This window comes from Luteimonas sp. 8-5 (genome assembly GCF_029763755.1).
Taxonomy (GTDB): domain Bacteria; phylum Pseudomonadota; class Gammaproteobacteria; order Xanthomonadales; family Xanthomonadaceae; genus Cognatiluteimonas.
The window spans coordinates 1-25,863 of record NZ_JARUVM010000042.1 but is presented as its reverse complement, the minus strand read 5'-3'; the positions used below and the strand labels follow the sequence as shown (position 1 = coordinate 25,863).

Here is a 25,863-nt window from a genome sequence, read left to right as displayed (position 1 = left end):
CGCCCGCGTCGCTGGGATGGAACGGCTGCGCGGCCTCGTCGGCAGCGACCACCCGGTACAGGCGCAGCGGCGCGGTGGAGCTCTCGACGATGACACCGGCCGACGGCGTGGCGGCCGACGGCGAGGTCATGGACGGCGGATCGCTGGCCGGGAACGTGTCGGCCAGGGCCTCGTCGAGTTCCTGGGCGGCGCCGGCGGTTTCGGGGTGCTCCCTGGACATGGTCGTCTCCGTTGCGGAAGTTGGCCGCAGCCTGCACCGGAGCCGGTCGACCGGCCGTGATCGATTCGCTTAGCATCGTCGCGACCCGAGCCCGGAGCTTGCGATGACCGACTGGCGCGACCTGATCCGCGACGTCCCCGACTTCCCGAAGCCCGGGATCGTGTTCAAGGACATCACCCCGGTGCTGGCCGACGCGGAAGGCTTCAACGCCGCGGTCGAGGCGATGGCCGCGCCTTGGCGCGGCGTGGTGTTCGACGCGGTGTTCGCGATCGAGGCGCGCGGCTTCATCCTCGGCGCGGCGATGGCCCGCGCCCTGGGCGTGGGCTTCGTGCCACTGCGCAAGCGGGGCAAACTGCCGGCGCGCACGCTGGCACAGGAGTACGCGCTGGAATACGGCAGCGACCGCCTGGAAATCCATGCCGACGCTACCGCTCCGGGTGCGCGCGTGCTGCTGGTGGACGACGTGCTGGCCACCGGTGGCACCCTCGCCGCCGCGCTTGCCCTGGCGCGCAGCCAGGGAGCAACGGTCGTGGGCGCTTCGGTGCTGCTGGAACTGGCGTTCCTGGACGGGCGCAGCCGCTTCGATCCGGGGCTGGCACTGGAAGCCGCCGCCACCTTCTGAGCGGTCAATACATATTCATGGTGTAGGAGCGGTCGGACGGGCTGTCCAGACTGGGGGCATGTCCGCCCGCGCGCATCCCATCGTCCGCCTCGATTTCCTGGTCCGGGTCCTCTGCTACCCGATCTCGGCGGCGATCGTGTACGCCACGTTCAACCACACCGGCCGTGCCAGCCCGACCCTGGTGGCATGGCTGCTGTGCTATGGCTTCCTGTGGCCGCACGTGGCCTACCAGCTGGCACGCCGCAGCCGCGACCCGAAACGCTTCGAGCAGTTCAACCTGCTGGCCGACTCGGTGCTGATCGGCGCGATCTCCGCGTCCATGCACTTCAGCCTGTGGCCGAGCGTGATGCTGCTGTCCGGCGTGCACCTGGGCAACCTGGCCATCGGTGGGTTGCCGCTGGCATGGCGCGGCCTGGTCGGCGTCGCCATCGGCCTGGTCGCCGGTGGCCTGGTCACCGGCTTCCAGGTGAACCTGGTGGCGCCGCCCATTCCCACCGGCGCGAGCATCGTAGGCATCTTCATCTACGGCTCGGTGTTCAGCTACCAGCTGTACGTGCAGAGCCGACGCACGGTCCACGGCCGCAAGCTGATGGAGCAGCGCAACCTGGAGCTCGGCCAGGCCAGCATGCACCTAGCGCAGGCCAAGGCCGAGGCCGAAGCGGCCAACGAATCCAAGAGCCTGTTCCTGGCCAACATGAGCCACGAGCTGCGCACGCCGCTCAACGCCATCATCGGATACAGCGAACTGCTGGTGGAGGAAGCGCAGGACGCCGGCGACGAAGCCATGGTGCCGGACCTGAAGAAGATCCACACCGCCGGCAAGCACCTGCTGGGACTGATCAACGAAGTGCTCGACCTGTCCAAGATCGAGGCCGGCAAGATGGAGGTCTACGTCGAGGACTTCGACGTCGCCGCGCTGGTCGAGGGCGTGGTCGGCACGGTCAAGCCGCTGACCGACAAGAAGGGCAACACCCTGCTCGTCGACGCCGAGGACCTGGGTCACATGCGCTCGGACGTGACCAAGGTCCGGCAGATGCTGTTCAACCTGCTCAGCAACGCGAGCAAGTTCACCGAGCAGGGCGAGATCCGCCTGCTGGCGCGGCGCGAACACACCGATGGCGGCAACTGGATGGTGTTCGCCGTCGAGGACACCGGCATCGGCATGAGCGAGGAACAGCAGGCGCGGGTGTTCCAGCCGTTCTCGCAGGCCGACGCCTCGACCACGCGCAAGTACGGCGGCACCGGCCTGGGCCTGGCGATCACCCGCAACTTCGCGGAGATGCTCGGCGGGTCCATAACGCTGCGCAGCGAGTCGGGCGTGGGCACCACGTTCACCCTGCGCCTGCCCGCCGAAGTGGAAGCGGTCGAATCCGGTGAGGATGGCGAGGGTGCCGCCGTCGTCGCACAGGTCGCTCCCTCCGCGGACCAGGCCACCGAGCAGCCGCGCGACCTGGTGCTGGTGATCGACGACGAGCCGGTCGCCTGCGAAATGTTCACCCGCATGCTGGCGCGCGAAGGCGTGCCGTGCCGCGCTGCGCTGGACGGGGAAAGCGGCGTGCAGCTTGCGCGCGAGCTGCGCCCCGACCTGATCATGCTCGACGTGCTGATGCCCAGCGTCGACGGCTGGGCGGTGCTGTCGCAGCTCAAGTCGGACCCGGAGCTGGCCGACATCCCGGTGATCATGGTCTCGGTGACCGAGAACCAGGCGATGGGCGTGGCGCTGGGCGCATCGGACTTCCTGGTCAAGCCGGTGGACCGCGAGCAGCTGGTGCGGGCGCTGGACAAGCACATGCAGCGCTCCGGCGAGCGCACTATCCTCGTGGTCGAGGACGACGCGACCACGCGCAGCATGCTGCGCCGCACGCTGGAACGGCAGGGCTGGTCGGTGGCCGAGGCCGGCAACGGCAAGGAAGGCCTGGAACGGGTGCGCGCATCGCGCCCGGCGCTGGTGCTGCTCGACCTGATGATGCCGGGCATGGACGGTTTCGCATTCCTCGATGCGCTGCGCGAGCAGGGCGACGGCTCGCTGCCGGTGGTCGTGCTCACCGCCAAGGAACTCACCCGCGCCGAACAGGAACGCCTGTCCGGCCACGTCCGCAACGTGATCGAGAAGGGCCGCTACACGCAGGCGCAACTGGAGAGCGAAGTACGCCGCGCGCTGGACATCGCATGAAGATCCTGCTGGTCGAAGACAACGAGATGAATCGCGACATGCTTTCGCGGCGGCTGCTGCGGCGCGGCTACGAACTGGTGTTCGCCGGCGACGGCCAGGCCGCGGTGGAAATGGCGCTGGGCGAGTCGCCGCGCCTGATCCTGATGGACATGGGCCTGCCGGTCATCGACGGTTGGGAGGCCACGCGCCGGATCAAGGCCGATCCGCGCACCAGCGCGATCCCGATCATCGCCCTCACCGCGCATGCCATGGCCGAGGACCGCGACAAGGCGATCGCCGCCGGTTGCGATGACTTCGACACCAAGCCGGTCGACATCCAGCGCCTGGTGGCGAAGATCGAGGCGCTGGCATGAAGCCCTCGCCCGCGGTCGGCGTGCGCAGCTTCCGTGCGGTGGCCATGGCCGACCTGCCCTCGCTCGCGGCCTTCGTCGACACCGCCTGCGACGCTTTCGGTGCCGACGGCGAAGTGCGCTTCGCCGTGCGCCTGGCGGTCGAGGAAGTGTTCACCAACATCATCGAGCACGGCTACGGCGGCAAGGGGCCGGTGCTGGTCGAAGTCGACGGCGGTCCGCGCTGCGTGCGCGTGCGCCTGAGCGACGAAGCGCCCGCCTTCGATCCGGTCGACGCGCCCGCGCCCGACCTCGAGTCGCCGCTGGAGGAGCGCGATCCCGGCGGGCTGGGCTGGCACCTGGTGCACCAGCTCATGGACGAGGTCGAGCACAAGCCCGCGCCGCCGCGCGGCAACACCTACACCCTTGTGAAGCAACTGCCGGCGCCCGCGCCGGAGGTTTAGGAGCGAACGATGGACATCCGGATACAGTCGCATGGACACGTCGAAGTGGTCGGCATCGCCGGCAGCGTCGACGGGCTCACCGCGGAAACCCTGCTCTCGACGCTGCAGGCCCACGTCGACAAGGGCAATACCCGGCTGGTCGTGGACCTCAGCGCGGTCGAGTACACCAGCAGCGCGGGCCTGCGCGCACTGCTGGCGACGGTGAAGGAAGCGCGCCGCCGCGGCGGCGACATGCGCCTGGCCGACATCAATCCGAACGTGCGCAAGGTGCTGGAGCTCAGCGGCTTCGCCACCATCCTCAAGATCTTCGGCGCCGTGGACGAGGCGGTCGAAAGCTTCGGTGCGCTGTGAACGCGGCGGCCGGCCAGCGCAAGCGAGTCGCCGTCGTCATCGGCTCGGGGGCGGTGCAGTGCGCCGCTGCGCTGGGGCTGTGGAAGGTCCTGCGGCGCGAGAACATCGACATCGACATGGTCGTGGGCTGCAGCGGCGGCAGCATCTACGCCTCGGTGATGGCCCTGGGCTACGACCCTGAAACCTGCGAACGCCTCACACGCGAGCTGTGGACGCCGAAGGTGACGCTGCGCCGCGACTGGCGCTCCATGCTCGGCGCGCTGATGCCCGGCCTGTTCGGGTTCGACGGCCACCTGGGCATGGTCCATGACGGCCCGCTGCTGGAAGCGCTGGAACCGCCGTTCGGCGGGCGCACGTTCGAGCAGGCGCATATCCCGCTGCACATCGTCGCCACCGACTTGGCCAATGGCGAGAAGGTGGTGGTCAATTCCGGCAGCGTGCGCGATGCGGTGCGCGCCAGCATCGCCATCCCCTACGTATGGAAGCCGTGGAAGATCGGCGACCGCTGGCTGCTCGACGGCTGCCTGTCGGACCCGCTGCCGGTGGACGTGGCGATCCGCGAAGGGGCGGACATCATCCTGGCGATGGGCTTCGAGAGCGCCTACCCGCGCCGGATCCGCTCGGCCACGCGCTATGCGTTCCAGGTCAACAGCATCTACACCAACAACCTGCTGCGCGCGAACTACTCGTTCCACAACCTCGCCCACCACGCCGAGATCATCCCGGTGCTGCCGGAGTTCGACGGGCCGATCCGCCTGTTCGACACCGACCGCTTCCCGCACGTGATCCGCCAGGGCGAACTGGCCACCGAGGCGCAGCTCGACTACCTGCACCGCCTGCTGGAGGGCACGGGTGCCTGAACAGGCCGCCACCGTGGAGCGTCGTCCCAGGCTGGCCGTCGTGGTCGGATCGGGCGGGATGAAGTGCGCCGCCGCGGTCGGCATGTGGAAGGTGCTGCAGCGCGAGAACATTCCGTTCGACCTGGTCGTGGGCTGCAGCGGCGGCAGCATCTACACCGCCGCCATGGCGATGGGCATGGACGCGCTGGAGGCAGAGCGCCATACCCACCGCATGTGGGAAGGGCTGTTCAACCGCCTGCATTACCGCTCGCTGCTGCGCAGCCTGCTGCCGCGCAGGCTGGGCTTCAACGAGCGTCTGGGCCTGGTCGACGACAGGGCCGTGGGCAAGGTCATGCGCGACCTGTACGGCGACGCGACGTTCGCGCAGAACAAGGTGCCGCTGCACCTGGCCGCCACAGACCTGCATACCGGCGAAGCGGTGGAGATCCGCTCCGGCCGCATCGGCGACGCCGTGCGCGCCAGCATCGCCATCCCGATGCTGCTGCGCCCGTGGCCGCTGGACGGCCGGCTGCTCGTGGACGGCGGCATGTCCGACCCGCTGCCGGTGAGCATCGCCATCCGCGAGGGCGCCGATATCATCCTGGCGATGGGCTTCGAGACCCCGCCGGCGGAGCAGCTCAATTCCATGCTCGGCGTGGCCGGGCAATGCATCTCGACCGCCATCAACCACATGCTGCGCTCGACCTACGCGTTCTACAGCGCGGTGCACCACGCCGAGATCGTGCCGATGATGCCGGCCTTCGACGGGCCGGTGCGGCTGGGCGACACCCACCTCATCCCGCACATCATCAAGCGCGGCGAAGAGGCGATGGAAGCCGAGCTGCCTTACGTGCGCCGCCTGCTCGCGGCCGGCACCAGGAGCGCGGCATGAACGCCGAACTCGCCCTGGCCGGCGGCGACGGCGCGCGCATCCTCGTCGTCGACGACAACGAGATGAACCGCGACATGCTCGCACGGCGCCTGCTGCGCCAGGGCCACGAGGTGGAAACCGCGATCCATGGCCGCGAGGCGCTCTCGATGCTGCAGGCCAGTGCATTCGACCTGGTGCTGCTGGACATCATGATGCCGGAGATGAACGGCTACGAGCTGCTCGAGCACCTGCGCGGCGACCCGGCGTTCCAGCACCTGCCGGTGATCCTGATCTCGGCGCTCGACGATGCCGACAGCGTGGTCAAGGGCATCGAGATGGGCGCCGACGACCACCTGCCCAAGCCGTTCAACCCGCACATCCTGCGCGCCCGCGTCGGCGCCAGCCTGGCCCGCAAGCGCCTGCACGATCGCGAGCAGATGCATGCGCGCATGCTCGAGCGCGAGATCGACATCGCCCGCGAGATCCAGGCCGGCTTCCTGCCCGCGCAGCTGCCGCAACCCGACGGCTGGGAAATCGCCGCCTGCTTCGAGCCGGCACGCCAGGTCGGCGGCGACTTCTACGATGCGTTCGAGCTGGGCGACGGCCGCATCGTGTTCGCGATCGCCGATGTCTGCGACAAGGGCGTGGGTGCGGCGCTGTTCATGGCCCTGTTCCGCAGCCTGCTGCGGGCGCTGGCGGAGCGCATGCTCGACGCGGGCGAAGGCGGCGCGGCGCGCCTCGGTGCGCTCGTCGCCTCGGTCAACGACTACATCGCCCGCACCCACGGCGACGCCAACATGTTCGCGACCATGTTCGTCGGCCTGCTCGACCCGCGCAGCGGCGCGCTGGCCTACGTCAACGGCGGCCACGAGGCGCCTGCCCTGGCCGATGCCGGCGGCGTTCGCGCCCGGCTCGCGCCGACGGGACCGGCCGTGGGGATGTTGCCGGGCATGGAATTCACGGTGGCGCACGCGGCGATCGACGCCGGACAGATGCTGCTGCTGTTCACGGATGGTGCCACCGATGCACGCAACTCAGGGGGTGCGTGCCTCGGCGAGGAGGCGTTGCTGGTCATGGCCAACCCAACCCAGGGTGCCAGCACTGCCGTGGCGGCGTTGCGCGATGCGGTACACGCGCACGCCGCCGGCACCGACCCGTTCGACGACCTCACCCTGATGGCGATCGCGCGCGCCGCAGCGCCGGCCTAGCGCAGCAGCGGAAGCACCAGGTCCAGCGGCAACGCCGGTACGGCACCGCGATGACCGCGCATGCCCTCGGCCTTGAACAGCGAGTTGACGATGGCTTCCTCGGTGGCGTCGGCGACCGCAACGAAGAGGCCCGACATGTCGTCGTTGTCCACCCGCGCGACGGTATCGTCGGTGACGGTGGAGAATGCGATCACATAGTCGCCCGAACCGTTCGACATCGAGGTGCCGGTGCGCGCAAGGCCGGTGATCGCGCGCCTGGCCAGGCGTTCCAGCAGGCGCGCATCGAGCGGCGCGTCGGTGGCCACGACCATCATGATGCTGCCATCGCCGTCGGACACAGGGACTTCGTCGCCCGCGGTCGCTTCGCCAACGGCGACAGTCGCCGGATCCGGCAGCTGTGGCCCGACCTCGACGCCGTCGATCACCAGGCTGCCGCCGTAATTGCTCTGCACCAGCACCCCCACGGTGTAGGTGGCGCCCCCGGCCGCGACCTTGCGCGAGCTGGTACCGATACCGCCCTTCCAGCCGAACGCGACCGTGCCGGTGCCGGCACCGATCGCGCCTTCCTGCACGTTCGTGGTCGACGCCGACGCCAGCGCGGCTCGCACGTGCTCCGGACGCAGCGGCCGCGAGCGGATGTCGTTGAGGAAGCCGTCGTTGGTCTCGCCCACGACGGCATTGAGCGAGCGCACGTTCTCCATGCCCGGCAGCGCCAGCTGCCATTCGACCAGCGCGTCGGCGGCCTTCCACACGCCCAGGGTGCCGGTGAGCAGGATCGGCGTCTCCAGCTCGCCCAGCTCCTGCACCTGGCTGATGCCCAGCAGCTTGCCGTAGCCGTTGGCCACGTGGATCGCGGCCGGCACGCGCCGGGCATAGAGGTCGCCGCCGTGCGGCAGGATCGCGGTGACGCCTGTGCGCACCGAATCACCCTCGATCACCGTGGCATGGCCCACGCGCACGCCTGGCACGTCCACGATCGCATTGAGCGGCCCCGTCGGCAGGGTCCCGATCTCGATGCCCACGTCCCGCGCCCGCGGCCGTTCCGCCGCATCCGGCGCGCCCGCAGCGACCATCAACACGCCCGCCACCGCCACCACCATCGCAATCCGCATACGCACCTCCGGCCGAATTCCAGCCAAGCGTATAACGAAGAAGGCGGCCGAAGCCGCCTTCCTTGACTCTTTCACTCTTTACCCTTCACCGCTTTCGTCAGTGCTTGAGGTTCTTCCGCAGCCGCTCCAGCGCCTGCAGCTGCGCGCTGACCTCGGCCAGGCGCTGCTGTGCCTCGGCGACTTCCATCGCCTCGCCGCGGTGGGCCAGGATGCGCTCGGCCTCTTCCTTGGCCGCACGCACCGACGCCTCGTCGATGTCCTCGGCGCGGACCGCGGTGTCGGCCAGCACCGTGACCACCTGCGGCTGCACCTCGAGGATGCCGCCGGAGATGGCGAAGTCGAGCTGCTCGCCCTCGGCGGTCGTCACCACGACCTTGCCGGGCTTGAGCCGGGTGATCAGCGGCGCGTGGCGCGGCGCGATGCCGAGCTCGCCCATTTCGCCGGTGGCCACGATCATGGTGGCTTCGCCGCGGTAGATCTCGGCTTCGGCACTGACGATGTCGCAGCGGATGGTAGTGGCCATTGTCTCTCTCGCTTCGCTCGTTCGACGGGAATAAGGGGAATGAAGGGAATGAGGGGAATAGCGGGATTCAGGGGTTTTGGGTTCAGCGTTCGACGCTACCACCACTCCCCTCATTCCCTTTTCCCTTCATTCCCGCTCTTCGCTCTCAACCCGTGATCTTCTTCGCCTTCTCGATCGCCTCGTCGATGCCGCCGACCATGTAGAAGGCCTGCTCCGGCAGGTGGTCGCACTCGCCGTCGACGATCATCTTGAAGCCGCGGATGGTTTCCTTCAGCGGCACGTACTTGCCCGGCGAACCGGTGAACACTTCGGCCACGTGGAAGGGCTGCGAGAAGAAGCGCTCGATCTTGCGCGCGCGCGACACGGCCAGCTTGTCGTCTTCCGACAGCTCGTCCATGCCCAGGATCGCGATGATGTCCTTGAGCTCCTTGTACTTCTGCAGGGTCGACTGGACCTTGCGCGCGGTCTCGTAGTGCTCGTTGCCGATCACGTTCGGGTCGAGCTGGCGCGAGGTCGAGTCCAGCGGGTCGACCGCCGGGTAGATGCCCAGCGAGGCGATGTTTCGCGACAGCACGACGGTGGCGTCGAGGTGGGCGAAGGTGGTCGCCGGCGACGGGTCGGTCAGGTCGTCCGCGGGCACGTACACGGCCTGGATCGAGGTGATCGAGCCGGTCTTGGTCGAGGTGATGCGCTCCTGCAGCACGCCCATTTCCTCGGCCAGGGTCGGCTGGTAGCCCACCGCCGACGGCATGCGGCCGAGCAGCGCGGACACCTCGGTACCGGCCAGGGTGTAGCGGTAGATGTTGTCGATGAACAGGAGCACGTCCTTGCCCTTGCCCGACGCGTCCTTCTCGTCGCGGAAGTACTCGGCCATGGTCAGGCCGGTCAGCGCGACGCGCAGGCGGTTGCCCGGCGGCTCGTTCATCTGGCCGTACACCATCGCCACCTTGTCGAGGACGTTGGAGTCCTTCATCTCGTGGTAGAAGTCGTTGCCCTCGCGGGTACGCTCGCCCACGCCGGCGAACACGGACAGGCCGCTGTGCGCCTTGGCGATGTTGTTGATCAGTTCCATCATGTTGACGGTCTTGCCGACGCCGGCGCCGCCGAACAGGCCGACCTTGCCGCCCTTGGCGAACGGGCACATCAGGTCGATGACCTTGATGCCGGTCTCGAGCAGCTCGTTGGCCGCGGCCTGGTCCTCGTAGGACGGCGCCGCGCGGTGGATTTCCCACGTGTCGGAAGCCTGCACCGGGCCGGCCTCGTCGATGGGCGTGCCGAGCACGTCCATGATGCGGCCCAGGGTGCCGGCGCCGACCGGCACCGAGATGGCGCGGCCGGTGTTGTCGGCGATCAGGTTGCGCTTGAGGCCGTCGGTCGAGCCGAGGGCGATCGAGCGCACGATGCCGTCGCCCAGCTGCTGCTGGACTTCGAGCGTGATGTCGGTGCCCTGCACCTTCAGCGCGTCGTACACGCGCGGCACGCTCTCGCGCGGGAACTCGACGTCGACGACGGCGCCGATGATCTGGACGATCTTGCCCTGGTTTGCCATGACTCTTTCCTCGATGAATCTTTAAAGGTTGTTCAAACCGCCGCGGCGCCGCCGACGATCTCGGAGATTTCCTGGGTGATCGCAGCCTGGCGGGCCTTGTTGTAGACCAGGTTCAGGGTGTCGATCAGCTTGTTGGCGTTGTCGCTGGCCGCCTTCATCGCGACCATGCGCGCCGCGTGCTCGGAAGCCACGTTCTCCAGCACCGCCTGGTACACCAGCGACTCGATGTAGCGGGTGAGCACGTGCTCGAGCACCGCCTGCGCATCGGGTTCGTACAGGTAGTCCCAGTCGTGGTGCGAGACCGTCTCCTCCGACGCCGCCAGCGGCAGCAGCTGGTCGAAGGTCGCGCGCTGGGTCATGGTGTTGATGAAGTCGTTGTAGCTCAGGAACACCTTGTCGGTGTTGCCCGCGCTGTACGAATCCAGCATCACCTTGACCACGCCCACCAGCTGTTCCAGCCGCGGCTGGTCGCCAAGGTGCGTGACCGAGGCCAGCATGTTGACCTTGATCCGGCGGAAGAACACCGAGGCCTTCTGGCCGATGGTGACCACGTCGACCTCGACGCCCTGCTCGTGCCACTTGCGGATCTCGCCGAGCAGCTTGCGGAACATGTTGTTGTTCAGGCCGCCGGCCAGGCCGCGGTCGGACGACACGATGATGTAGCCGACCCGCTTCACCTCGGCACGCTGCACCAGGTACGGGTGCTGGTACTCGGAGTTGGCCTGGGCGATGTGGCCGATCACCTGCTTCATCGCACGGGCGTACGGGCGCGAGGCCTTCATCCGGTCCTGCGCCTTGCGGATCTTCGAAGCCGAGACCATCTCCAGCGCGCGCGTCACCTTGCGGGTGTTCTGCACGCTCTTGATCTTCGTCTTGATTTCCCTGCCGCCTGCCATCGTCGTTCTTCCCTTACCAGGTGCCGGTGGTCTTGAACTCTTCGATGCCCTTCCTGAACGCCGCTTCCAACTCGTCGTTCCAGTCGCCGGTGGCGTCGATCTTCTCCATCACCGAGGACAGCGTGTTGGCGAAGTGGGCGTGCAGGCCCTGCTCGAAGGCGCCGATCTTGGCGATCGCGACGTCGTCCATGTAGCCCTTGTCGACCGCGTAGATCGACAGCGACTGCTCGGCCACGGACATCGGCGCGTACTGCTTCTGCTTCATCAGCTCGGTGACGCGCTGGCCGCGCTCGAGCTGCTTGCGGGTGGCGTCGTCCAGGTCCGAGGCGAACTGCGCGAACGCAGCCAGCTCGCGGTACTGGGCGAGCGCGATGCGGATGCCGCCCGACAGCTTCTTCATGATCTTGGTCTGCGCCGCGCCACCCACGCGCGACACCGAGATGCCGGCGTTCACGGCCGGGCGGATGCCGGCGTTGAACAGGTCGGTCTCGAGGAAGATCTGGCCGTCGGTGATCGAGATCACGTTGGTCGGCACGAACGCCGAGACGTCGCCGGCCTGGGTCTCGATGATCGGCAGCGCGGTCAGCGAGCCGGTCTTGCCCTTGACGGCGCCGTTGGTGAACTTCTCGACCCACTCGGCCGACACGCGCGCGGCGCGCTCCAGCAGGCGGCTGTGCAGGTAGAACACGTCGCCCGGGTAGGCTTCGCGGCCCGGCGGGCGGCGCAGCAGCAGCGAGATCTGGCGGTAGGCCACGGCCTGCTTGGACAGGTCGTCGTAGATGATCAGCGCGTCTTCGCCGCGGTCGCGGAAGTACTCGCCCATGGTGCAGCCGGAGTAGGCGGCGATGTACTGCATCGCGGCCGACTCGGACGCCGAGGCGGCGACCACCGTGGTGTAGGCCATCGCGCCGTGTTCCTCGAGCTTGCGCACGATGTTGGCGATGGTCGAATTCTTCTGGCCGATGGCGACGTAGATGCACTTAACGCCGCTGTGCTTCTGGTTGATGATCGCGTCGATGGCGACGGCGGTCTTGCCGGTCTGGCGGTCGCCGATGATCAGCTCGCGCTGGCCGCGGCCGATCGGGATCATCGAGTCGATCGCCTTGTAGCCGGTCTGCACCGGCTGCGACACCGACTGGCGCCAGATCACGCCCGGGGCGATGGTCTCCACCGGCGCCGACACCTTGGCGTCGATCGGGCCCTTGCCGTCGATCGGCGCACCGAGCGCGTTGACAACGCGGCCGAGCATTTCCGGGCCGGTCGGCACTTCGAGGATGCGGCCGGTGGTCTTGGCGACGTCGCCTTCGCGCAGGTGCTCGTAGTCGCCCAGGACCACGGCGCCGACCGAGTCGCGCTCCAGGTTGAGGGCGAGCGCGTAGGTGGCGTGGCCGTCTTCGGTGGCCGGCAGCTCGATCATTTCGCCCTGCATCACGTCGGCGATGCCGAAGATGCGCACGATGCCGTCCGACACGCTGGTGACGGTGCCTTCGTTGCGCGCCTCGGCCGCGAGGCCGACCTTCTCGATGCGGGTCTTGATCAGTTCGCTGATTTCGGACGGGTTGAGCGTGGTGGTTGCCATTGCGTTCTTCCTGTGGCGTGAGTCGCTATCTGCGGCTGCACGGTTCAAATCGGTTCGGGACTCGGGACTCGGGACTCGGGACTCGTCACTGCGACAACGCGGATTGCAGGCGCTGGAGCTTGCCTTTCAGGGAACCGTCGATGACGACGTCGCCGGCGTCGATCACGGCGCCGCCGATCAGGCTCTCGTCGATCGCGGTGTCGACCTCGACCTCGCGGCCGAAGCGCGTGCGCAGCGCGGCCTTGATCGCCTCGAGCTCGGCCGCGGGCAGCGCCGTGGCCGAGGTGACGGTGGCCTTGACCACGCGCTCGGCCTCGTTGCGCAGCTCCTCGTACAGGCCGGCGATTTCCGGCAGCAGCGCGAGGCGGCCGTTGTCGGCCAGCAGGGCGAGGAAACGCTTGAACGAGTCGCCGGCGTCCGGCGCCGACAGCAGCGCGGCCGCGTCGTCGTCGGACAGGCGCGGATCGCCGATCAGCCCGGCCACGCGCGGGTCGGCTGCGACCCGGGCGGCGAAGCCCAGGGCCTGCGACCACGCCGGGAAACTCCCGGTAGAAGCCGCAGCTTCCTCGCGGGCGATGCCGAAGGCAGCGCGCGCGTAGGGACGGGCGAGGGTCAGGGCCTGGGTCACTTGGACACTCCCACGTCAGGCCGCCTTGTCCGAGAGCTGGGATGCCAGCTCGTCGAGCAGCGCCTTGTGCGCGCCGGCGTCGATCTCGCGACGCAGCAGCTTCTCGGCACCGCTCACGGCGAGCAGCGACACCTGCTTGCGCAGGTCCTCGCGCGCGCGGTTGGCGGCGGCGGCGATCTCCGCCTCGGCCAGGGCCTTCTGCCGGCCCGCTTCGGCGATGGCATCGTTCTTGGCTGCCTCGACGATCTGGTTGGCGCGCTGGTGGGCCTGTTCGATGACCTCGTTGGCCTTGGCACGGGCTTCGCGCAGGGCCTCGTTGGCCTTGTCCTGGGCCTGGGCGAGGTCCTTCTGGCTGCGGTCGGCAGCCGCCAGGCCCTCGGCGATCTTCTGCTGGCGTTCCTCGATCGCGCCGAGGATGTGCGGCCAGCCGAATTTCATCACCAGCCAGGCGACCGCGAAGAACGCGATGCCCTGAATGACGAGAGTGAGGTTGGGTAGCATTGCTCTTGCTCCTGGTGCCGGCGGCGGATGCCGCCGGCCGATGCCGTTACCGGTCGTGGTTCGCGCGGGGGCCGATCAGGCGCCCAGCGAGGCCAGCAGCGGGTTGGCGAACAGCAGCAGCAGCGCGATGGCGACGCCGATCATCGGCACGGCGTCGAGCAGGCCGGCGACGATGAACATCTTGGTCTGCAGCATCGGGGTCAGCTCCGGCTGGCGCGCCGCGCCCTCGAGGAACTTGCCGCCGAGGATGGCGAAACCGATCGCGGTGCCGAGGGCGCCGAGGCCGATCAGCAGGCCGGCCGCGATGACGGTGAACTTCAACACTTCAGCGATGAGGGCTGCGTTTTCCATGGTGTACTCCGGTTGGATCCGATTGCGTTGCTACGGGTGGAAGGGAAAAGGGAACTCGAAAATCAGTGGCTCTCTGCCGCCATGCTGAGGTAGACGATCGTCAGCATCATGAAGATGAAGGCCTGCAGGGTGATGATCAGCACGTGGAACGCGGTCCAGGCGAAGCCGGACACGAACTGCGCCACGCCCATCACGTAGGTCGACACGTCCGCCAGCGACGCGCCCAGCGTCATCAGCGCGATCAGGATGAAGATCAGCTCGCCGGCATACATGTTGCCGAACAGTCGCAGCGACAGGCTGAGCGGACGCACGCCTTCCTCGATCACGCGCAGCAGCAGGTTGGCCGGCGCCAGCAGGATCTTCATGGGCGTCGATTCGGCGTGGAACGGCGCGGTGAAGATTTCCTTGGTGAACCCGCCCAGGCCCTTGTGCGAGATGCCGAACACCTGGATCAACAGGAACACGCCGATCGACATGCCGAAGGTGGTGTTGAGGTCGGCGGTGGGCACGGCGCGCAGGTAGGCGTGCGCCGGATCGTGGCCGGCCAGCTCGTAGCCCTGGGCCCAGGCCCACGGCAGCAGGTCGACCGGGACCATGTCCATGAAGTTCATCAGGAACACGAGCACGAAGATGGTCAGCGACAGCGGCGCGATCAGCTTGCTGCGGCCGTGGAACGTCTCGCGCACGAGCCCGTCGACGAAGCCGACGATGATCTCGACGAAGGCCTGGAACTTGCCCGGCACGCCGGCGGTGGCGCGGCGCGCGCAGAGGATGAAGGAGACGACGAACAGCAGGCCGAGCACGAAGGTGAAGAACAGCGTGTCCACGTTCAAGGTCATGAACGCGCCGTCGCCCACGCTCACCTGCAGGTGGTGCAGGTGGTGGTTGATGTATTCGGTGGACCCACCGGTGGCCGGTTCGGTCGCGGCGATGGATTCAGTGCTCGGATTCAACGCTGCAGCCTCGTGCTTTTCGTGCCATGCAAAGCCAGGAGGTAGGCCAGCATTCCCGCCGCCAGCCCGACCAGTATCGGCAGCGCGGGCAATCCGAAGACCCCCAGCGCGACCGCAAGTACCGCCACCACAACCACCCACTTGCCCAGCGTTCCCAGCATCAGCCGCGCGAACGCCGCGCTTGCCGGCTGGATCCCGCCGCCCAGCGCCACCACCGCCGCCAGCGCATTGCCGGCCAGCATGGCGATGCCGCCTGCTGCCGCCGCCAGGCCCGGTTCCAGGCCCGCCGACAACAGAATCCCCACCGCGACCAACAGCGCGACGATGGCCTGGACGGCTACCGCGCGCAGTGCAGCGCGGCGACCCGTGGCGATGGGATCGTGCACGTGCTACTCGATCAGTCGGTGGAGATTGGCATGGAGGCCAATAAAAACGGCCCCGCTAAGCCGCAAAATTATAGCAGGAGGGCATTTTCAGCGGCAACCGGCAAACGCCACTCCGGGCAATCCGAAGTGAATGGAGGGCGGCCCCGGTTCGAACGGGCATGGGAACGGGCATGGAACGGGCCTGGGGAAACTTTGCGCCCCGGCCGGGGTCTATGTGGACAGGCCTGTGGCTTCCTCGTCGAGTCCCCGGGCCCAAGGAGCCCCGGCCACCAGGCCGGGGCTCTTCCGTTCCTGCCTCCAGCGGCTATTTCCGCGGGATGTAGAGGTCGGTGATGGTGCCTTCGAACGCCTCGGCGGCCATGCCCACCGACTCCGACAGGGTCGGGTGCGGGTGGATGGTGTGGCCGATGTCCGACGCCTCGGCGCCCATCTCGATGGCCAGGGCGATCTCGGCGATCAGCTCCCCGGCATGGACACCGACGATGCCGCCGCCCACCACCCGGTGGGTCTCCGGGTCGAACAACAGCTTGGTGAAGCCTTCGGTGCGGCCCAGGCCGATGGCGCGGCCGGACGCGGCCCACGGGAACTTCGCCGCCTCGACTGCGATGCCCTTGGCCTTCGCTTCGGTCTCGGTGACGCCAACCCAGGCGATCTCCGGATCGGTGTAGGCCACCGACGGGATCACCCGCGCCACCCACTCGCGCTTGTGCCCGGCCGCGACTTCGGCGGCCACGTGGCCTTCATGGGTGGCCTTGTGCGCCAGCATCGGCTGCCCGACCAGGTCGCCGATGGCGAAGATGTGCGGCACGTTGGTGCGCATCTGCGCGTCGACCGCGATAAAGCCGCGATCGGAGACCTGCACGCCCGCCTTGCCGGCGTCGAGCTTGCCGCCGTTGGGCGCGCGGCCCACGGCAACCAGCACGCGATCGTAGACCTTCGTTTCCGGGATGCTGTCGCCTTCGAAACCGCAGGCGATGCCGTTCTTCTGCGCCCTGGCCTCCACGACCTTGGTCTTCAGGTGCACGGCGACGCCCTGCTTCTTCAGGCGCGCGGCCAGCGGCCGCACCAGGTCGGCATCGGCGCCGGGCATCAGCTGGTCCATGAACTCGACCACGGTCACCTGGCTGCCCAGCGCGCGGTACACCGTCGCCATTTCCAGGCCGATGATGCCGCCGCCCACGACCAGCAGCTGCTTCGGGACTTCACCGAGTTGCAGCGCGTCGGTGGAATCCATCACGCGCGGATCGTCCCACGGGAACATCGGCAGCTTCACCGCCTGCGAACCGGCGGCGATGATGCACTGCTCGAACCGCAGCAACTTCGTGCTGCCATCGTCGGCGGTGATCTCGATCTCGTTCGGCGACACGAACACGCCGCTGCCCTGCACGACGCGCACCTTGCGCTGCTTCGCCATGCCGGCCAGGCCCTTGGTGAGCTGGGCGACGACGCTGTCCTTGTAGCCGCGCAGCTTGCCCAGGTCGATCTTCGGCTTGCCGAAGTCCACGCCGTAGTCGCCGGCATGCGCGGCCTGGTCGATCACGTCGGCTGCATGCAGCAGCGCCTTGGACGGAATGCACCCGACGTTGAGGCAGACGCCGCCGAGCGTGGCGTAGCGTTCCACCAGCACCGTATCCAGGCCCAGGTCCGCCGCACGGAACGCCGCGCTGTAACCCCCCGGTCCCGCACCCAGCACCACCATCGCGCACTCGATGTCCGCCTTGCGCCCCGTAGGAGCGGCGGAAGCCGCGATTGCCGGGGCACTGCCCCCTCTCCCGCTCGCGGGAGAGGGCCGGGGTGAGGGCGCACTTGTGGGCGCAGCTGCTTCGGGTTTCGCGGCTTCCGCCGCTCCCACAGCCGCCTCAGCTTCCAGCACAACGACCACGGCACCCTCCGACACCGTATCGCCCACCTTGACCTTCACTTCCTTCACCACGCCGGCTGCGGACGACGGCACTTCCATCGTCGCCTTGTCCGACTCCAGCGTGACCAGGCCCTGGTCCTTGGCCACGGTGTCGCCCACGGACGCCAGCACTTCGATCACCGGCACGTCATCGTAGCCGCCGATGTCGGGAACCTTGACTTCGATATTGTTCGCCATGGCGTGCCCCTTACAGCATCGCCCGGCGCATGTCGCCGAGCAGCTGCGCCAGGTAGGCGGTGAAGCGCGCGGCGGCGGCGCCGTCGATCACGCGGTGGTCGTAGCTCAGCGACAGCGGCAGGAGCAGGCGCGGCTCGAACGCCTCGCCGTTCCAGACCGGCCGCATCGCCGACTTCGACACGCCGAGGATGGCGACTTCCGGCGCGTTGACGATCGGCGTGAACTTGGTGCCGCCGATGCCGCCCAGCGAGCTGATGGTGAAGCAGCCGCCCTGCATGTCGGCCGGGCCGAGCTTGCCTTCGCGCGCCTTGGCCGCGAGCTCCGCGGATTCGGCCGCGATCTCCATTACGCCCTTGCGGTCGCAGTCGCGGATCACCGGCACGACCAGCCCGTTGGGCGTGTCGGCGGCGAAACCGATGTGGAAATACTTCTTCAGCACCAGCGCACCGTCGGCGTCGAGCGAGGCGTTGAAGGTCGGATACTTCTGCAGCGCGGCGACGCTGGCCTTGATGATGAAGGCCAGCATGGTGAGCTTGGCCGCACCACCCTTGGAGATGGCTTTTGCGTTCTCGTCGTTGAGCGCGACGCGCAGCGCTTCGAGCGCGGTGATGTCTGCATCGTCGTGCTGGGTGACGTGCGGGATCATCGCCCAGTTGCGGGCCAGGTTGGCGCCGGAGATCTTCTGGATGCGGCTGAGTTCCCGGACCTCGACCTCACCGAACTTGGCGAAATCCACCTTCGGCCACGGCGACAGGTCGAGCCCGCCACCGCCACCGCCGGCACTGCGCGCGGCCACGCCGCCGCCCTGCAGTGCAGCCTTGACGAACTGCTGCACGTCTTCCTTGCCGATCCGGCCGTTTCGGCCGCTGCCGGCGACCTGCGACAGGTCCACGCCCAGCTCGCGCGCGAACAGGCGCACCGCCGGACTGGCGTAGGGCACCGAACCCGGCATCACCGCGGCGGCCTCGAACCGCACCGGCGGTTCCGACCCGCCCCCTCTCCCGCTTGTGGGAGAGGGCTGGGGTGAGGGCGCCGGCGGAACCGCAGTCGCAGTCTCGGCCGCACGAACTTCCGGCTCTGCCTTTGCGGGCGCCGGCTTTTCCGCCGCTGGCTTCGCGGCTTCCGCCGCTCCCACATCCGCCGGCCCGGCATCCGACTCCGCGCCTTCGGACTCGATCATCGCCACCACGCTGCCCTCGGACACCGCGTCGCCGACCTTGACCTTGAGTTCCCGGATCACGCCTGCGAACGGCGCCGGCACTTCCATCGTCGCCTTGTCCGATTCCAGCGTGACCAGGCCCTGGTCCTTGGCCACGGTGTCGCCCACGGCAACCAGCACTTCGATCACCGGGACGTCGTCGTAGCCGCCGATGTCGGGGACGCTCGCTTCCTTCAGCTCGGCCATGGCAGTCGACACCTCGTGCGATCGGGCCTTCCATTGTGCCCCAGCGTCGAGCCTCCGTGAATTCCCCGGGTGAAATTCCGCCAGTCAGTTTTCACAGCCGTCCGGGTTCATGGCGCCGTGGGCAGGATGGCGCCGCCCTACTCCCCAGGGCCTACAAGCTCGCAACGAGGAGACATTGCATGAACCCCATCCGGAAAACCCAGATTGCCAGCGTTCTCGCCATTGCCGTGGCCGGCGTCATGGCTGCCCCGGCGGCCTTCGCCCAGGACAAGGGCGCGTCGGGCAAGCCGGCTTCTACCAAGCACTTCGCGGTGGTCGGCGGCTATGCCCACCAGGAACCCACCGGCGACGCCACCCTCGACGGCGCAGAGGCCGAGTTCGACGGCACCGGGGCCCCGACCCTGGGCCTGAGCTACTACATCAACGACAACGTCGCCATCGAGGCATGGGGCGCAGCCGACCAGTTCCAGCACCGGGTCACCACCGCCGCCGACGGCAAGATCGCCACGGTCGCCTCGCAGCCGTACGCGCTGAGCGCGCAATACCACTTCCGCGACGGAAACGACACGGTGCGCCCGTACGTCGGTCTGGGCTACTACCAGTCCAACTTCAGCGACGAGGACCAGGACGACCAGGGCCCGTATGCCGACAACCACATCGGCATCGAGTCGCCGGAAGGCCCCATGGCCACGATCGGCGTGGACCTCAACTTCACCGAACACGTGTTCGCCCGCGCCGACGCGCGCTACCTGCATGGCAGCTCCGACATCGCCGTGGACGGCACCGAGGCCGGCGAGGCCGAACTCAATCCGGTGGTGATCGGCATCGGCGTGGGCGCCCGCTTCTGACGCCGGGCGCGTCACGCAGCGTAGAGCGGAACCGTGTTCCGCTCTGCGCATGCCCGAAGGTCCCTCGATCGTCATCCTGAAGGAACAGGCCGCCCGCTTCGCGGGGCAGCGGATCGTCGAGGTCTCGGGCAACAGCCGCCAGGACCTGCAGCGCATGCACGGGCTGCAGGTCCTGGCCATCTGCAGCTGGGGAAAGCACTTCCTGCTCGCATTCGACGGCTTCGCCCTGCGCATCCATTTCCTGCTGTTCGGCAGCTCCCGCATCGACGACCCCAAGCCCGACGTGGCCCCGCGCGTGCGCCTGCGCTTCGAGGACGGCGGCCAGCTCGACCTCTATGCCTGCTCGGTGCGCTTCATCGAGGGCGACCTGGACGACACCTACGACTGGAGCGTGGACGTGATGGCCGATGCCTGGGACCCGAAGCAGGCACGCAAGCGCCTGCGCGAACGCCCGCACCTGATCGCCGCCGACGCCCTGCTCGACCAGGACCTGTTCGCCGGCGTCGGCAACATCATCAAGAACGAAGTCCTGTTCCGGATCCGCGTTCACCCGGAGAGCGAGGTCGGCGCGCTGCCGCCGCGCAAGCTCGGCGAACTGGTGAAGCAGGCGCGCGAATACAGCTTCGACTTCCTCGAGTGGAAGAAGGCGTACGTGCTGAAGAAGCACTACCAGGTGCACACGAAGACCACGTGCCCGCGGGACGGCACCCGGTTGTCGTACCGCAAGGAACTTGGGCGCGCCAGGCGCCGCGCCTTCTTCTGCGAGACCTGCCAGAAGCTCTACCGCTAGGCGCTATCGTTCTTCAGGCGCTCGCGGCGCAGCAGGTACAGGCCGCTGGCGATGATGATCGCCGCGCCCAGCCAGGTGATGCCGTCGGGCAGCACGCCCCACAGGGTCACGTCCCACGCCAGTCCCCACAGCAGCGCGGTGTATTCCAGCGGCGCCAGCAGCGAGGCCTCGCCCAGGCGGAACGCCTCGGTGATCAGGTACTGGCCCAGCGCGCCCGCGATCCCGAGGCCGAGGATGAGCCAGGCGTGCTCGCCGCGGATCGGCACCCACTGAGGCCAGGCCAGCACGCCGGCGCCCAATGCCATCAGCGCCATCAGCCACACCACCATCGCCTGGGTGGTGTCGGTGCGCGCGAGCACGCGCACGGTGATCGCCGACACCGCGTAGCCCAACGCCGCCGCGACCACGGCGAACCCGGCCAGGGTCAGCACGCCTTCACCACCGGGGCGCAACACCACCAGCACGCCGGCGAAGCCGACGAAGATGGCGGTCCAGCGCCGCGGGCCGACATGCTCGCGCAGGAACGGCACCGACAGCGCGGTGATCATCAGCGGGGCGACGAAGAAGATCGAATAGGCCGTGGCCAGCGGCAGGGTGCGCAGCGCGTAGACGAACGCGGCCATCATCAGGATGCCGAGCGCGCCACGCAGCAGGTGCAGCGACCAGCGCACCCGCAGCAGCGAGCGCAGCCCGGTGCTGGCCGCCGCCCATGCCAGCAGCCAGGGCAGCGACGAAGCACCGCGCAGCGAGGCGACCTGCATCGCCGGGTAGTGCGTCGACAGCAGCTTCAGGACCACGTCCATGGCCGAGAACACGGCCACGCAGCCGAGCATCATCAGCACCGCCCGGAGCTGGCGGCGGGGTGAACCGGGCGATGTAACGGTTTCCATCGCCTGCAGCATGCATGACGGGGCCCCCATTGGCATAGCGCCAATGCCACAATCGTGGCCGGACCCGCGACGCCCCGCGTCGCGCCATGCAGGGAGCATCGCCATGCGTCGTGCCTTCGTCCTGTCCGGCCTCGCCGGCCTGTTGTGCCTGCCGGCGTTCGCCGCCAGCGCCGACGTCTTCATCAACGAACTCCATTACGACAACGCCGGCAGCGACAGCGGCGAACGGGTCGAGGTGCTCGCTCCCGCGGGCACCAGCCTGTCCGGCTGGACGCTCGCGCTCTACAACGGCAGCAACGGCGCGCGCTACGCGACGGTGTCGCTGTCGGGCACGGTGCCGGACCAGTGCAACGGCTTCGGCACGGCGGTGGCGAACGTCGCCGGCATCCAGAACGGTGGCCCCGACGGCATCGCCCTGGTGAACGCCGGCGGCGCGGTGGTCCAGTTCCTTTCCTACGAAGGCAGCTTCAGCGCCAGCGACGGCCCGGCCTCGGGCCAGGCCAGCACAGCGATCACGCAGTCCGAGACCAGCAACACCGCCAGCGGCACCTCGCTGCAACTGGCCGGCAGCGGCAGCCAGTACGACGACTTCAGCTGGCAGCCGTCGGCGGCGCATTCGTTCGGCGTCTGCAACCCCGGGCAGACCCCTGCCGGCGGGAGCGGCGGCGGCGATTCCGTGCTGTCGAACGGCGTGCCGATCCTCGGCCTTGCCGCGGGCACCGGCCAGGCGCTGCAGTTCACCATCGAGGTGCCGGCAGGCGCGACCAACCTGCACATCGCCTCCTCCGGCGGCAGCGGCGACGCCGACCTGTACGTGCGCCATGGCCAGGCTCCGACGACGTCGTCCTGGGACTGCCGCCCCTACCTGTACGGCAACAACGAACAGTGCGACTTCGCCACGCCCAGCCCCGGTACCTGGTACGTGATGCTGCGCGCGTACACCAGCTTCAGCGGCGCCAGCCTGGCCGCCAGTTTCACTGCGCCGACCGGCGGCGGGGGTGGCGGCGACGACGGCTACTACGACGGCATCGACGACTCGTCCGCCGCGTCCCTGCGCGCGTCGTTGCACGCACTGATCGACGACCATACGAAGATCCCGTACACCGCCAGCACCACCGACAGTTGGGATGTCCTGGATTTCGCCGACGAGGACCTGGACGATCCGTCCGCGATCACCGACATCTACCGCAACGCGTCCTACGTGAAGGAAGGCGGCGGCAATTCCCACTACAACCGCGAGCACACCTGGCCCAACTCGCTCGGCTTCCCCGACGACGGCCCCACCAACTTCCCCTACACCGACCTGCACATGCTGATGCTGTCGGACATCGCCTACAACGCCGAGCGCGGCAACCTGCCCTACGGCAATTGCAACGCCTGGTGCACCGAATATCCGACCGTGGCCAACGACGGCCGCGGCGGCGGCAGCGGCAGCTTCCCCGGCAACTCCAACTGGAGCGACGGCAGCGTCTGGCAGGCGTGGCAAGGCGTGAAGGGCAATGTCGCGCGCGCCATGCTGTACATGGACGTGCGCTACGAGGGCGGCACCAACGGCACCACCGGCACCGCCGAACCCGACCTGCGCCTGACCGACAACGCGGCGCTGGTGACCGGCACCGGCGGCAATGCTTCGGTCGCCTACATGGGGTTGCTCTCGGTGCTGCTGCAATGGCACCAGCAGGATCCCGTGGACGAGGCCGAACGCCTGCGCAACGACGCGATCCAGTCCTGGCAGGGCAACCGCAATCCCTTCATCGACCATCCCGAATGGGCGGCCTGCGTCTACCAGGGCGCGTGCCCCTGACCGCGCGCATGCGCTAACCTGAGCGGCCCCGACTGGACACACGCGGCCGGAGCCGCCAGGTAGCGACATGCCCTCCTTCGATATCGTTTCCGAAGTCGACACCCACGAACTGACCAACGCCGTCGACCAGGCCAACCGCGAGCTAGCCACCCGTTTCGACTTCAAGGGCGTCGACGCGAAGTTCGTGCGCGACGACGACAACATCGCCATGTCCGCGCCCAGCGAGTTCCAGTTGCAGCAGATGACGGACATCCTGCGCGCGCGCCTGACCGCGCGGAAGATCGACGCCCGCTGCCTGGAGTTCGGCGACATCGAGACCAACCTGGCCGGCGCGCGGCAGAAGATCGCGGTGAAGCAGGGCATCGAGCGCGAGCTGGCGAAGAAGATCCAGGCCGCGATCAAGGATGCCAAGCTCAAGGTCGACAGCCAGATCAACGGCGACAAGCTGCGGGTCAGCGGCAAGAAGCGCGACGACCTGCAGGCGGCGATGGCGGTGCTGCGCGCGGCCGAGTTCGAGCGCCCGCTGCAGTTCGACAACTTCCGTGACTGACCCCATCGCGGAAACGCAGCGCTGGCTCGAGCGCGCGGTGATCGGCCTGAACCTGTGCCCGTTCGCCAAGGCAGTGCACGCCAAGGGCCAGGTGCGCTACGTGCTCAGCGCGGCCACGACGCCCGAGGCTCTGCTGGAACAGCTGGCCGGCGAGTTGCTGCTGTTGCGCGACACGCCCGCCGTCCAGGTCGACACCACGCTGCTGGTGCACCCGGACGTGCTGGGCGACTTCCTCGACTACAACGATTTCCTCGACCAGGCCGACGCGCTCGTCGCCGGGCTCGGCCTGGAAGGCGTGCTGCAGGTGGCGAGCTTCCACCCGCAATACCAGTTCGCCGGCAGCGAGCCGGACGACATCGCCAACTGCACCAACCGCTCGCCCTATCCGACCCTGCACCTGCTGCGCGAAGACAGCGTCGAACGCGCCGTCGCTGCCTACCCCGACCCCGACGCCATCATCGACCGCAACATCCAGACCCTCACCGACCTTGGCCGCGACGGGTGGGAAGCGCTTTTTGACGCGGATCAACGCGGATAGAAGATCGGATAAACGCGGATCAAGCTGGAAAAGGTTTGTTCCCGGCAACCCCATCGGCCAGGAACCATTCCACTTTTGCTCTATCCGCGTTGATCGGCCTTTTTATCCGCGTTGATCCGCGTCAAAAAGAACCTTCAGGTCGCGGTGATCCAGGAGGCGCCACTGGCCGGGGGCGAGGTCGGCCAGGGGGAGGCCGCCGATTCTGGGGCGGTGGAGGGTTTCGACGTGGTTGCCTACGGCGGCGAACATGCGGCGGACCTGGTGGTAGCGGCCTTCGGTGAGCGTCAGCCGCGCGTGGCGCGGCCCCAGCACCTCGAGTCCGGCGGGTGCCAGCGGCGTGTCCTCGGATTCCAGCATCAGCGTGCCGCTGGCGAAGGCGGCCGCTTCGTCGCCGCGCAGGTCGCTGGCCAGCGTCGCCTCGTACACCTTGGCCAGCTTCGCCTTCGGCGAAACGATCCGGTGCAGCAGCGCCCCGTCGTCGGTCAGCAGCAGCGCGCCGCTGGTGTCGCGGTCCAGGCGGCCGACGGTGGACAGCAGCGGCGAGCGCAGGCGGAAGCGAGGCGGCAGCAGGTCGTAGACGATGCGGCCGGGGTCGCGGGTCGAGCAGGTGTACCCGACCGGCTTGTTCAGCAGCAGCACCATGCCCGCCGGCGGATCCAGCGGCTCGCCGTCGACACGCACCCGCGCGTGCTCGACCTCGTCGTCGGCGTAGAGCACCTCGCCGTCGGCATCGGTGATACGGCCCTCCCTAAACATGCGCGCCACGTCCTTGCGGCTGCCGTAGCCGAGGTTGGCGATCAGCTTCACCAGTTTCACCGGCCGGCTCATCGCGCCACCGCCTCCACCACCTTGAAGCCGTCACGCTGGACCACGGTGCGCATGTTGCCGAAGCTGGCGTCGAGCACGCTTTCGTACGGCAGGTGGCGGTTGGCGACCAGCCACAGGCGGCCACCTGGATGCAGCGCCGCGGCCGCGGCGGCAATGAAGGCACGGCCGATGTCCACGCGCTCGCCCGCGCCCTGCGCATGGAACGGCGGATTGGTGACGATGGCGTCGTAGCGGCGCGGCAGGCCGCCGGTGACGTCGTGGAGGAAGAATTCGACCGGGACGCGCGCGTCCCACGCCGCGAGGTTCTCGCGCGCTAGCTGCAGCGCGCGCGGATCGGCTTCGTACAGGTCCAGCGCAGTCACGCCGGGGCAGCGCGCCAGCACTTGTCCGGCCAGATAGCCCCAGCCCGCACCGAGGTCGGCGACGTGTCCGCGCAGGTCTTCCGGCAGGTGTTCGGCCAGCAGCAGCGAGGCCGGATCGATGCGGTTCCAGGCGAACACGCCGGGGCGGCTGCGGAAGCCGCCACCGGGCACGCGCGGCTCGGCGACGAACCGCGG

29 protein-coding genes are annotated in these 25,863 nt (G+C 68.4%); 13 read left to right on the top strand and 16 right to left on the bottom strand.

The window, feature by feature from the left end:
* Positions 1-220 (bottom strand): hypothetical protein (locus QAA18_RS06410; RefSeq protein ID WP_279411995.1); only part of this gene is annotated, 220 nt, incomplete at its 3' end.
* 103 nt (positions 221-323) lie between these two features.
* On the opposite strand from QAA18_RS06410, the gene QAA18_RS06405 reads away from it, so the two are divergent.
* The 8 genes from QAA18_RS06405 to QAA18_RS06370 are packed head-to-tail and all read left to right on the top strand — an operon-like array spanning position 324 to position 7,077.
* On the top strand, positions 324-842 hold the full coding sequence (locus tag QAA18_RS06405; protein ID WP_279411994.1) for an adenine phosphoribosyltransferase: 519 nt from the start codon (positions 324-326) through the stop codon (positions 840-842).
* Positions 843-900: 58 nt separating this feature from the next.
* Complete coding sequence (locus QAA18_RS06400; protein WP_279411993.1) at positions 901-3,015, top strand: response regulator; 2,115 nt, start codon at positions 901-903, stop codon at positions 3,013-3,015.
* Positions 3,012-3,368 (top strand): response regulator, encoded by a 357-nt coding sequence (locus QAA18_RS06395; RefSeq protein WP_279411992.1) that lies wholly within the window; start codon positions 3,012-3,014, stop codon positions 3,366-3,368. The genes QAA18_RS06400 and QAA18_RS06395 overlap by 4 nt, the downstream gene beginning before the upstream one ends.
* On the top strand, positions 3,365-3,808 hold the full coding sequence (locus QAA18_RS06390) for an ATP-binding protein (protein ID WP_279411990.1): 444 nt from the start codon (positions 3,365-3,367) through the stop codon (positions 3,806-3,808). Before QAA18_RS06395 ends, QAA18_RS06390 begins: the two co-directional genes overlap by 4 nt.
* Positions 3,809-3,817: 9 nt before the next feature.
* Positions 3,818-4,159, top strand: a complete 342-nt coding sequence (locus QAA18_RS06385; protein WP_279411989.1) for an STAS domain-containing protein — start codon at positions 3,818-3,820, stop codon at positions 4,157-4,159.
* Positions 4,156-5,019, top strand: coding sequence for a patatin-like phospholipase family protein (locus tag QAA18_RS06380; RefSeq protein ID WP_279411988.1), 864 nt, complete (start codon positions 4,156-4,158; stop codon positions 5,017-5,019). Before QAA18_RS06385 ends, QAA18_RS06380 begins: the two co-directional genes overlap by 4 nt.
* Positions 5,012-5,890 (top strand): patatin-like phospholipase family protein, encoded by an 879-nt coding sequence (locus QAA18_RS06375; RefSeq protein ID WP_279411987.1) that lies wholly within the window; start codon positions 5,012-5,014, stop codon positions 5,888-5,890. The genes QAA18_RS06380 and QAA18_RS06375 overlap by 8 nt, the downstream gene beginning before the upstream one ends.
* Entirely contained in the window at positions 5,887-7,077 is a 1,191-nt protein-coding gene (locus QAA18_RS06370) for a SpoIIE family protein phosphatase (RefSeq protein WP_279411986.1), read from the top strand. The genes QAA18_RS06375 and QAA18_RS06370 overlap by 4 nt, the downstream gene beginning before the upstream one ends.
* On the opposite strand, the gene QAA18_RS06365 is transcribed toward QAA18_RS06370, so the two are convergent.
* The 12 genes from QAA18_RS06365 to aceF all read right to left on the bottom strand — a co-directional run bounded on the left by QAA18_RS06365 (position 7,074) and on the right by aceF (position 19,142).
* Positions 7,074-8,189 carry a P1 family peptidase gene (locus QAA18_RS06365; protein WP_279411984.1) on the bottom strand — a complete coding sequence of 372 codons (1,116 nt, stop codon included), beginning with the start codon at positions 8,187-8,189 and terminating at the stop codon, positions 7,074-7,076. The two genes, QAA18_RS06370 and QAA18_RS06365, sit on opposite strands and share 4 nt — an antisense overlap.
* 97 nt (positions 8,190-8,286) lie before the next feature.
* Complete coding sequence (locus QAA18_RS06360; RefSeq protein WP_279411983.1) at positions 8,287-8,712, bottom strand: F0F1 ATP synthase subunit epsilon; 426 nt, start codon at positions 8,710-8,712, stop codon at positions 8,287-8,289.
* A gap of 145 nt (positions 8,713-8,857) precedes the next feature.
* On the bottom strand, positions 8,858-10,261 hold the full coding sequence (gene atpD / locus QAA18_RS06355) for a F0F1 ATP synthase subunit beta (protein WP_279411982.1): 1,404 nt from the start codon (positions 10,259-10,261) through the stop codon (positions 8,858-8,860).
* Between the two features lie 32 nt (positions 10,262-10,293).
* On the bottom strand, positions 10,294-11,157 hold the full coding sequence (gene atpG, locus QAA18_RS06350; RefSeq protein WP_279411981.1) for a F0F1 ATP synthase subunit gamma: 864 nt from the start codon (positions 11,155-11,157) through the stop codon (positions 10,294-10,296).
* Between the two features lie 13 nt (positions 11,158-11,170).
* On the bottom strand, positions 11,171-12,736 hold the full coding sequence (gene atpA, locus QAA18_RS06345) for a F0F1 ATP synthase subunit alpha (protein ID WP_279411980.1): 1,566 nt from the start codon (positions 12,734-12,736) through the stop codon (positions 11,171-11,173).
* 85 nt (positions 12,737-12,821) lie between these two features.
* Positions 12,822-13,364 (bottom strand): F0F1 ATP synthase subunit delta, encoded by a 543-nt coding sequence (locus QAA18_RS06340; RefSeq protein WP_279411979.1) that lies wholly within the window; start codon positions 13,362-13,364, stop codon positions 12,822-12,824.
* Between the two features lie 15 nt (positions 13,365-13,379).
* Positions 13,380-13,865 carry a F0F1 ATP synthase subunit B gene (locus tag QAA18_RS06335; protein WP_279411978.1) on the bottom strand — a complete coding sequence of 162 codons (486 nt, stop codon included), beginning with the start codon at positions 13,863-13,865 and terminating at the stop codon, positions 13,380-13,382.
* 75 nt (positions 13,866-13,940) lie between these two features.
* Positions 13,941-14,216 carry a F0F1 ATP synthase subunit C gene (gene atpE / locus QAA18_RS06330; RefSeq protein ID WP_279411977.1) on the bottom strand — a complete coding sequence of 92 codons (276 nt, stop codon included), beginning with the start codon at positions 14,214-14,216 and terminating at the stop codon, positions 13,941-13,943.
* A 62-nt stretch (positions 14,217-14,278) separates the two neighbouring features.
* Positions 14,279-15,148 carry a F0F1 ATP synthase subunit A gene (atpB, locus tag QAA18_RS06325; RefSeq protein WP_279412000.1) on the bottom strand — a complete coding sequence of 290 codons (870 nt, stop codon included), beginning with the start codon at positions 15,146-15,148 and terminating at the stop codon, positions 14,279-14,281.
* A gap of 17 nt (positions 15,149-15,165) precedes the next feature.
* Entirely contained in the window at positions 15,166-15,555 is a 390-nt protein-coding gene (locus QAA18_RS06320) for a hypothetical protein (RefSeq protein ID WP_279411976.1), read from the bottom strand.
* Between the two features lie 304 nt (positions 15,556-15,859).
* A complete protein-coding gene (gene lpdA / locus QAA18_RS06315; protein WP_279411975.1) occupies positions 15,860-17,653 on the bottom strand; it encodes a dihydrolipoyl dehydrogenase in 1,794 nt (597 codons plus the stop codon).
* 10 nt (positions 17,654-17,663) lie between these two features.
* Entirely contained in the window at positions 17,664-19,142 is a 1,479-nt protein-coding gene (gene aceF / locus QAA18_RS06310) for a dihydrolipoyllysine-residue acetyltransferase (protein WP_279411998.1), read from the bottom strand.
* A gap of 95 nt (positions 19,143-19,237) precedes the next feature.
* Here aceF and QAA18_RS06305 point away from each other — a divergent pair, with 95 nt between their 5' ends.
* Both QAA18_RS06305 and QAA18_RS06300 read left to right on the top strand, forming a co-directional pair.
* Entirely contained in the window at positions 19,238-19,906 is a 669-nt protein-coding gene (locus QAA18_RS06305; protein ID WP_279411974.1) for an OmpW family outer membrane protein, read from the top strand.
* Between the two features lie 49 nt (positions 19,907-19,955).
* On the top strand, positions 19,956-20,696 hold the full coding sequence (locus QAA18_RS06300) for a DNA-formamidopyrimidine glycosylase family protein (protein WP_279411973.1): 741 nt from the start codon (positions 19,956-19,958) through the stop codon (positions 20,694-20,696).
* On the opposite strand, the gene QAA18_RS06295 is transcribed toward QAA18_RS06300, so the two are convergent.
* Positions 20,693-21,586 carry a DMT family transporter gene (locus QAA18_RS06295; protein ID WP_279411997.1) on the bottom strand — a complete coding sequence of 298 codons (894 nt, stop codon included), beginning with the start codon at positions 21,584-21,586 and terminating at the stop codon, positions 20,693-20,695. The genes QAA18_RS06300 and QAA18_RS06295 overlap by 4 nt on opposite strands.
* Positions 21,587-21,689: 103 nt before the next feature.
* Between QAA18_RS06295 and QAA18_RS06290 the strand changes: the two genes are divergently transcribed.
* The 3 genes from QAA18_RS06290 (at position 21,690) to QAA18_RS06280 (ending at position 24,478) form a co-directional block, all read left to right on the top strand.
* Positions 21,690-23,390 (top strand): endonuclease, encoded by a 1,701-nt coding sequence (locus QAA18_RS06290; RefSeq protein ID WP_279411972.1) that lies wholly within the window; start codon positions 21,690-21,692, stop codon positions 23,388-23,390.
* Between the two features lie 67 nt (positions 23,391-23,457).
* A complete protein-coding gene (locus tag QAA18_RS06285) occupies positions 23,458-23,940 on the top strand; it encodes a YajQ family cyclic di-GMP-binding protein (RefSeq protein WP_279411971.1) in 483 nt (160 codons plus the stop codon).
* Positions 23,933-24,478 carry a DUF1415 domain-containing protein gene (locus QAA18_RS06280; protein ID WP_279411970.1) on the top strand — a complete coding sequence of 182 codons (546 nt, stop codon included), beginning with the start codon at positions 23,933-23,935 and terminating at the stop codon, positions 24,476-24,478. The genes QAA18_RS06285 and QAA18_RS06280 overlap by 8 nt, the downstream gene beginning before the upstream one ends.
* A gap of 102 nt (positions 24,479-24,580) precedes the next feature.
* On the opposite strand, the gene QAA18_RS06275 is transcribed toward QAA18_RS06280, so the two are convergent.
* Complete coding sequence (locus QAA18_RS06275) at positions 24,581-25,294, bottom strand: pseudouridine synthase (protein ID WP_279411969.1); 714 nt, start codon at positions 25,292-25,294, stop codon at positions 24,581-24,583.
* A gap of 8 nt (positions 25,295-25,302) precedes the next feature.
* A partial coding sequence (locus QAA18_RS06270; protein WP_279411968.1) for a class I SAM-dependent methyltransferase occupies positions 25,303-25,863 on the bottom strand: 561 nt, incomplete at its 5' end.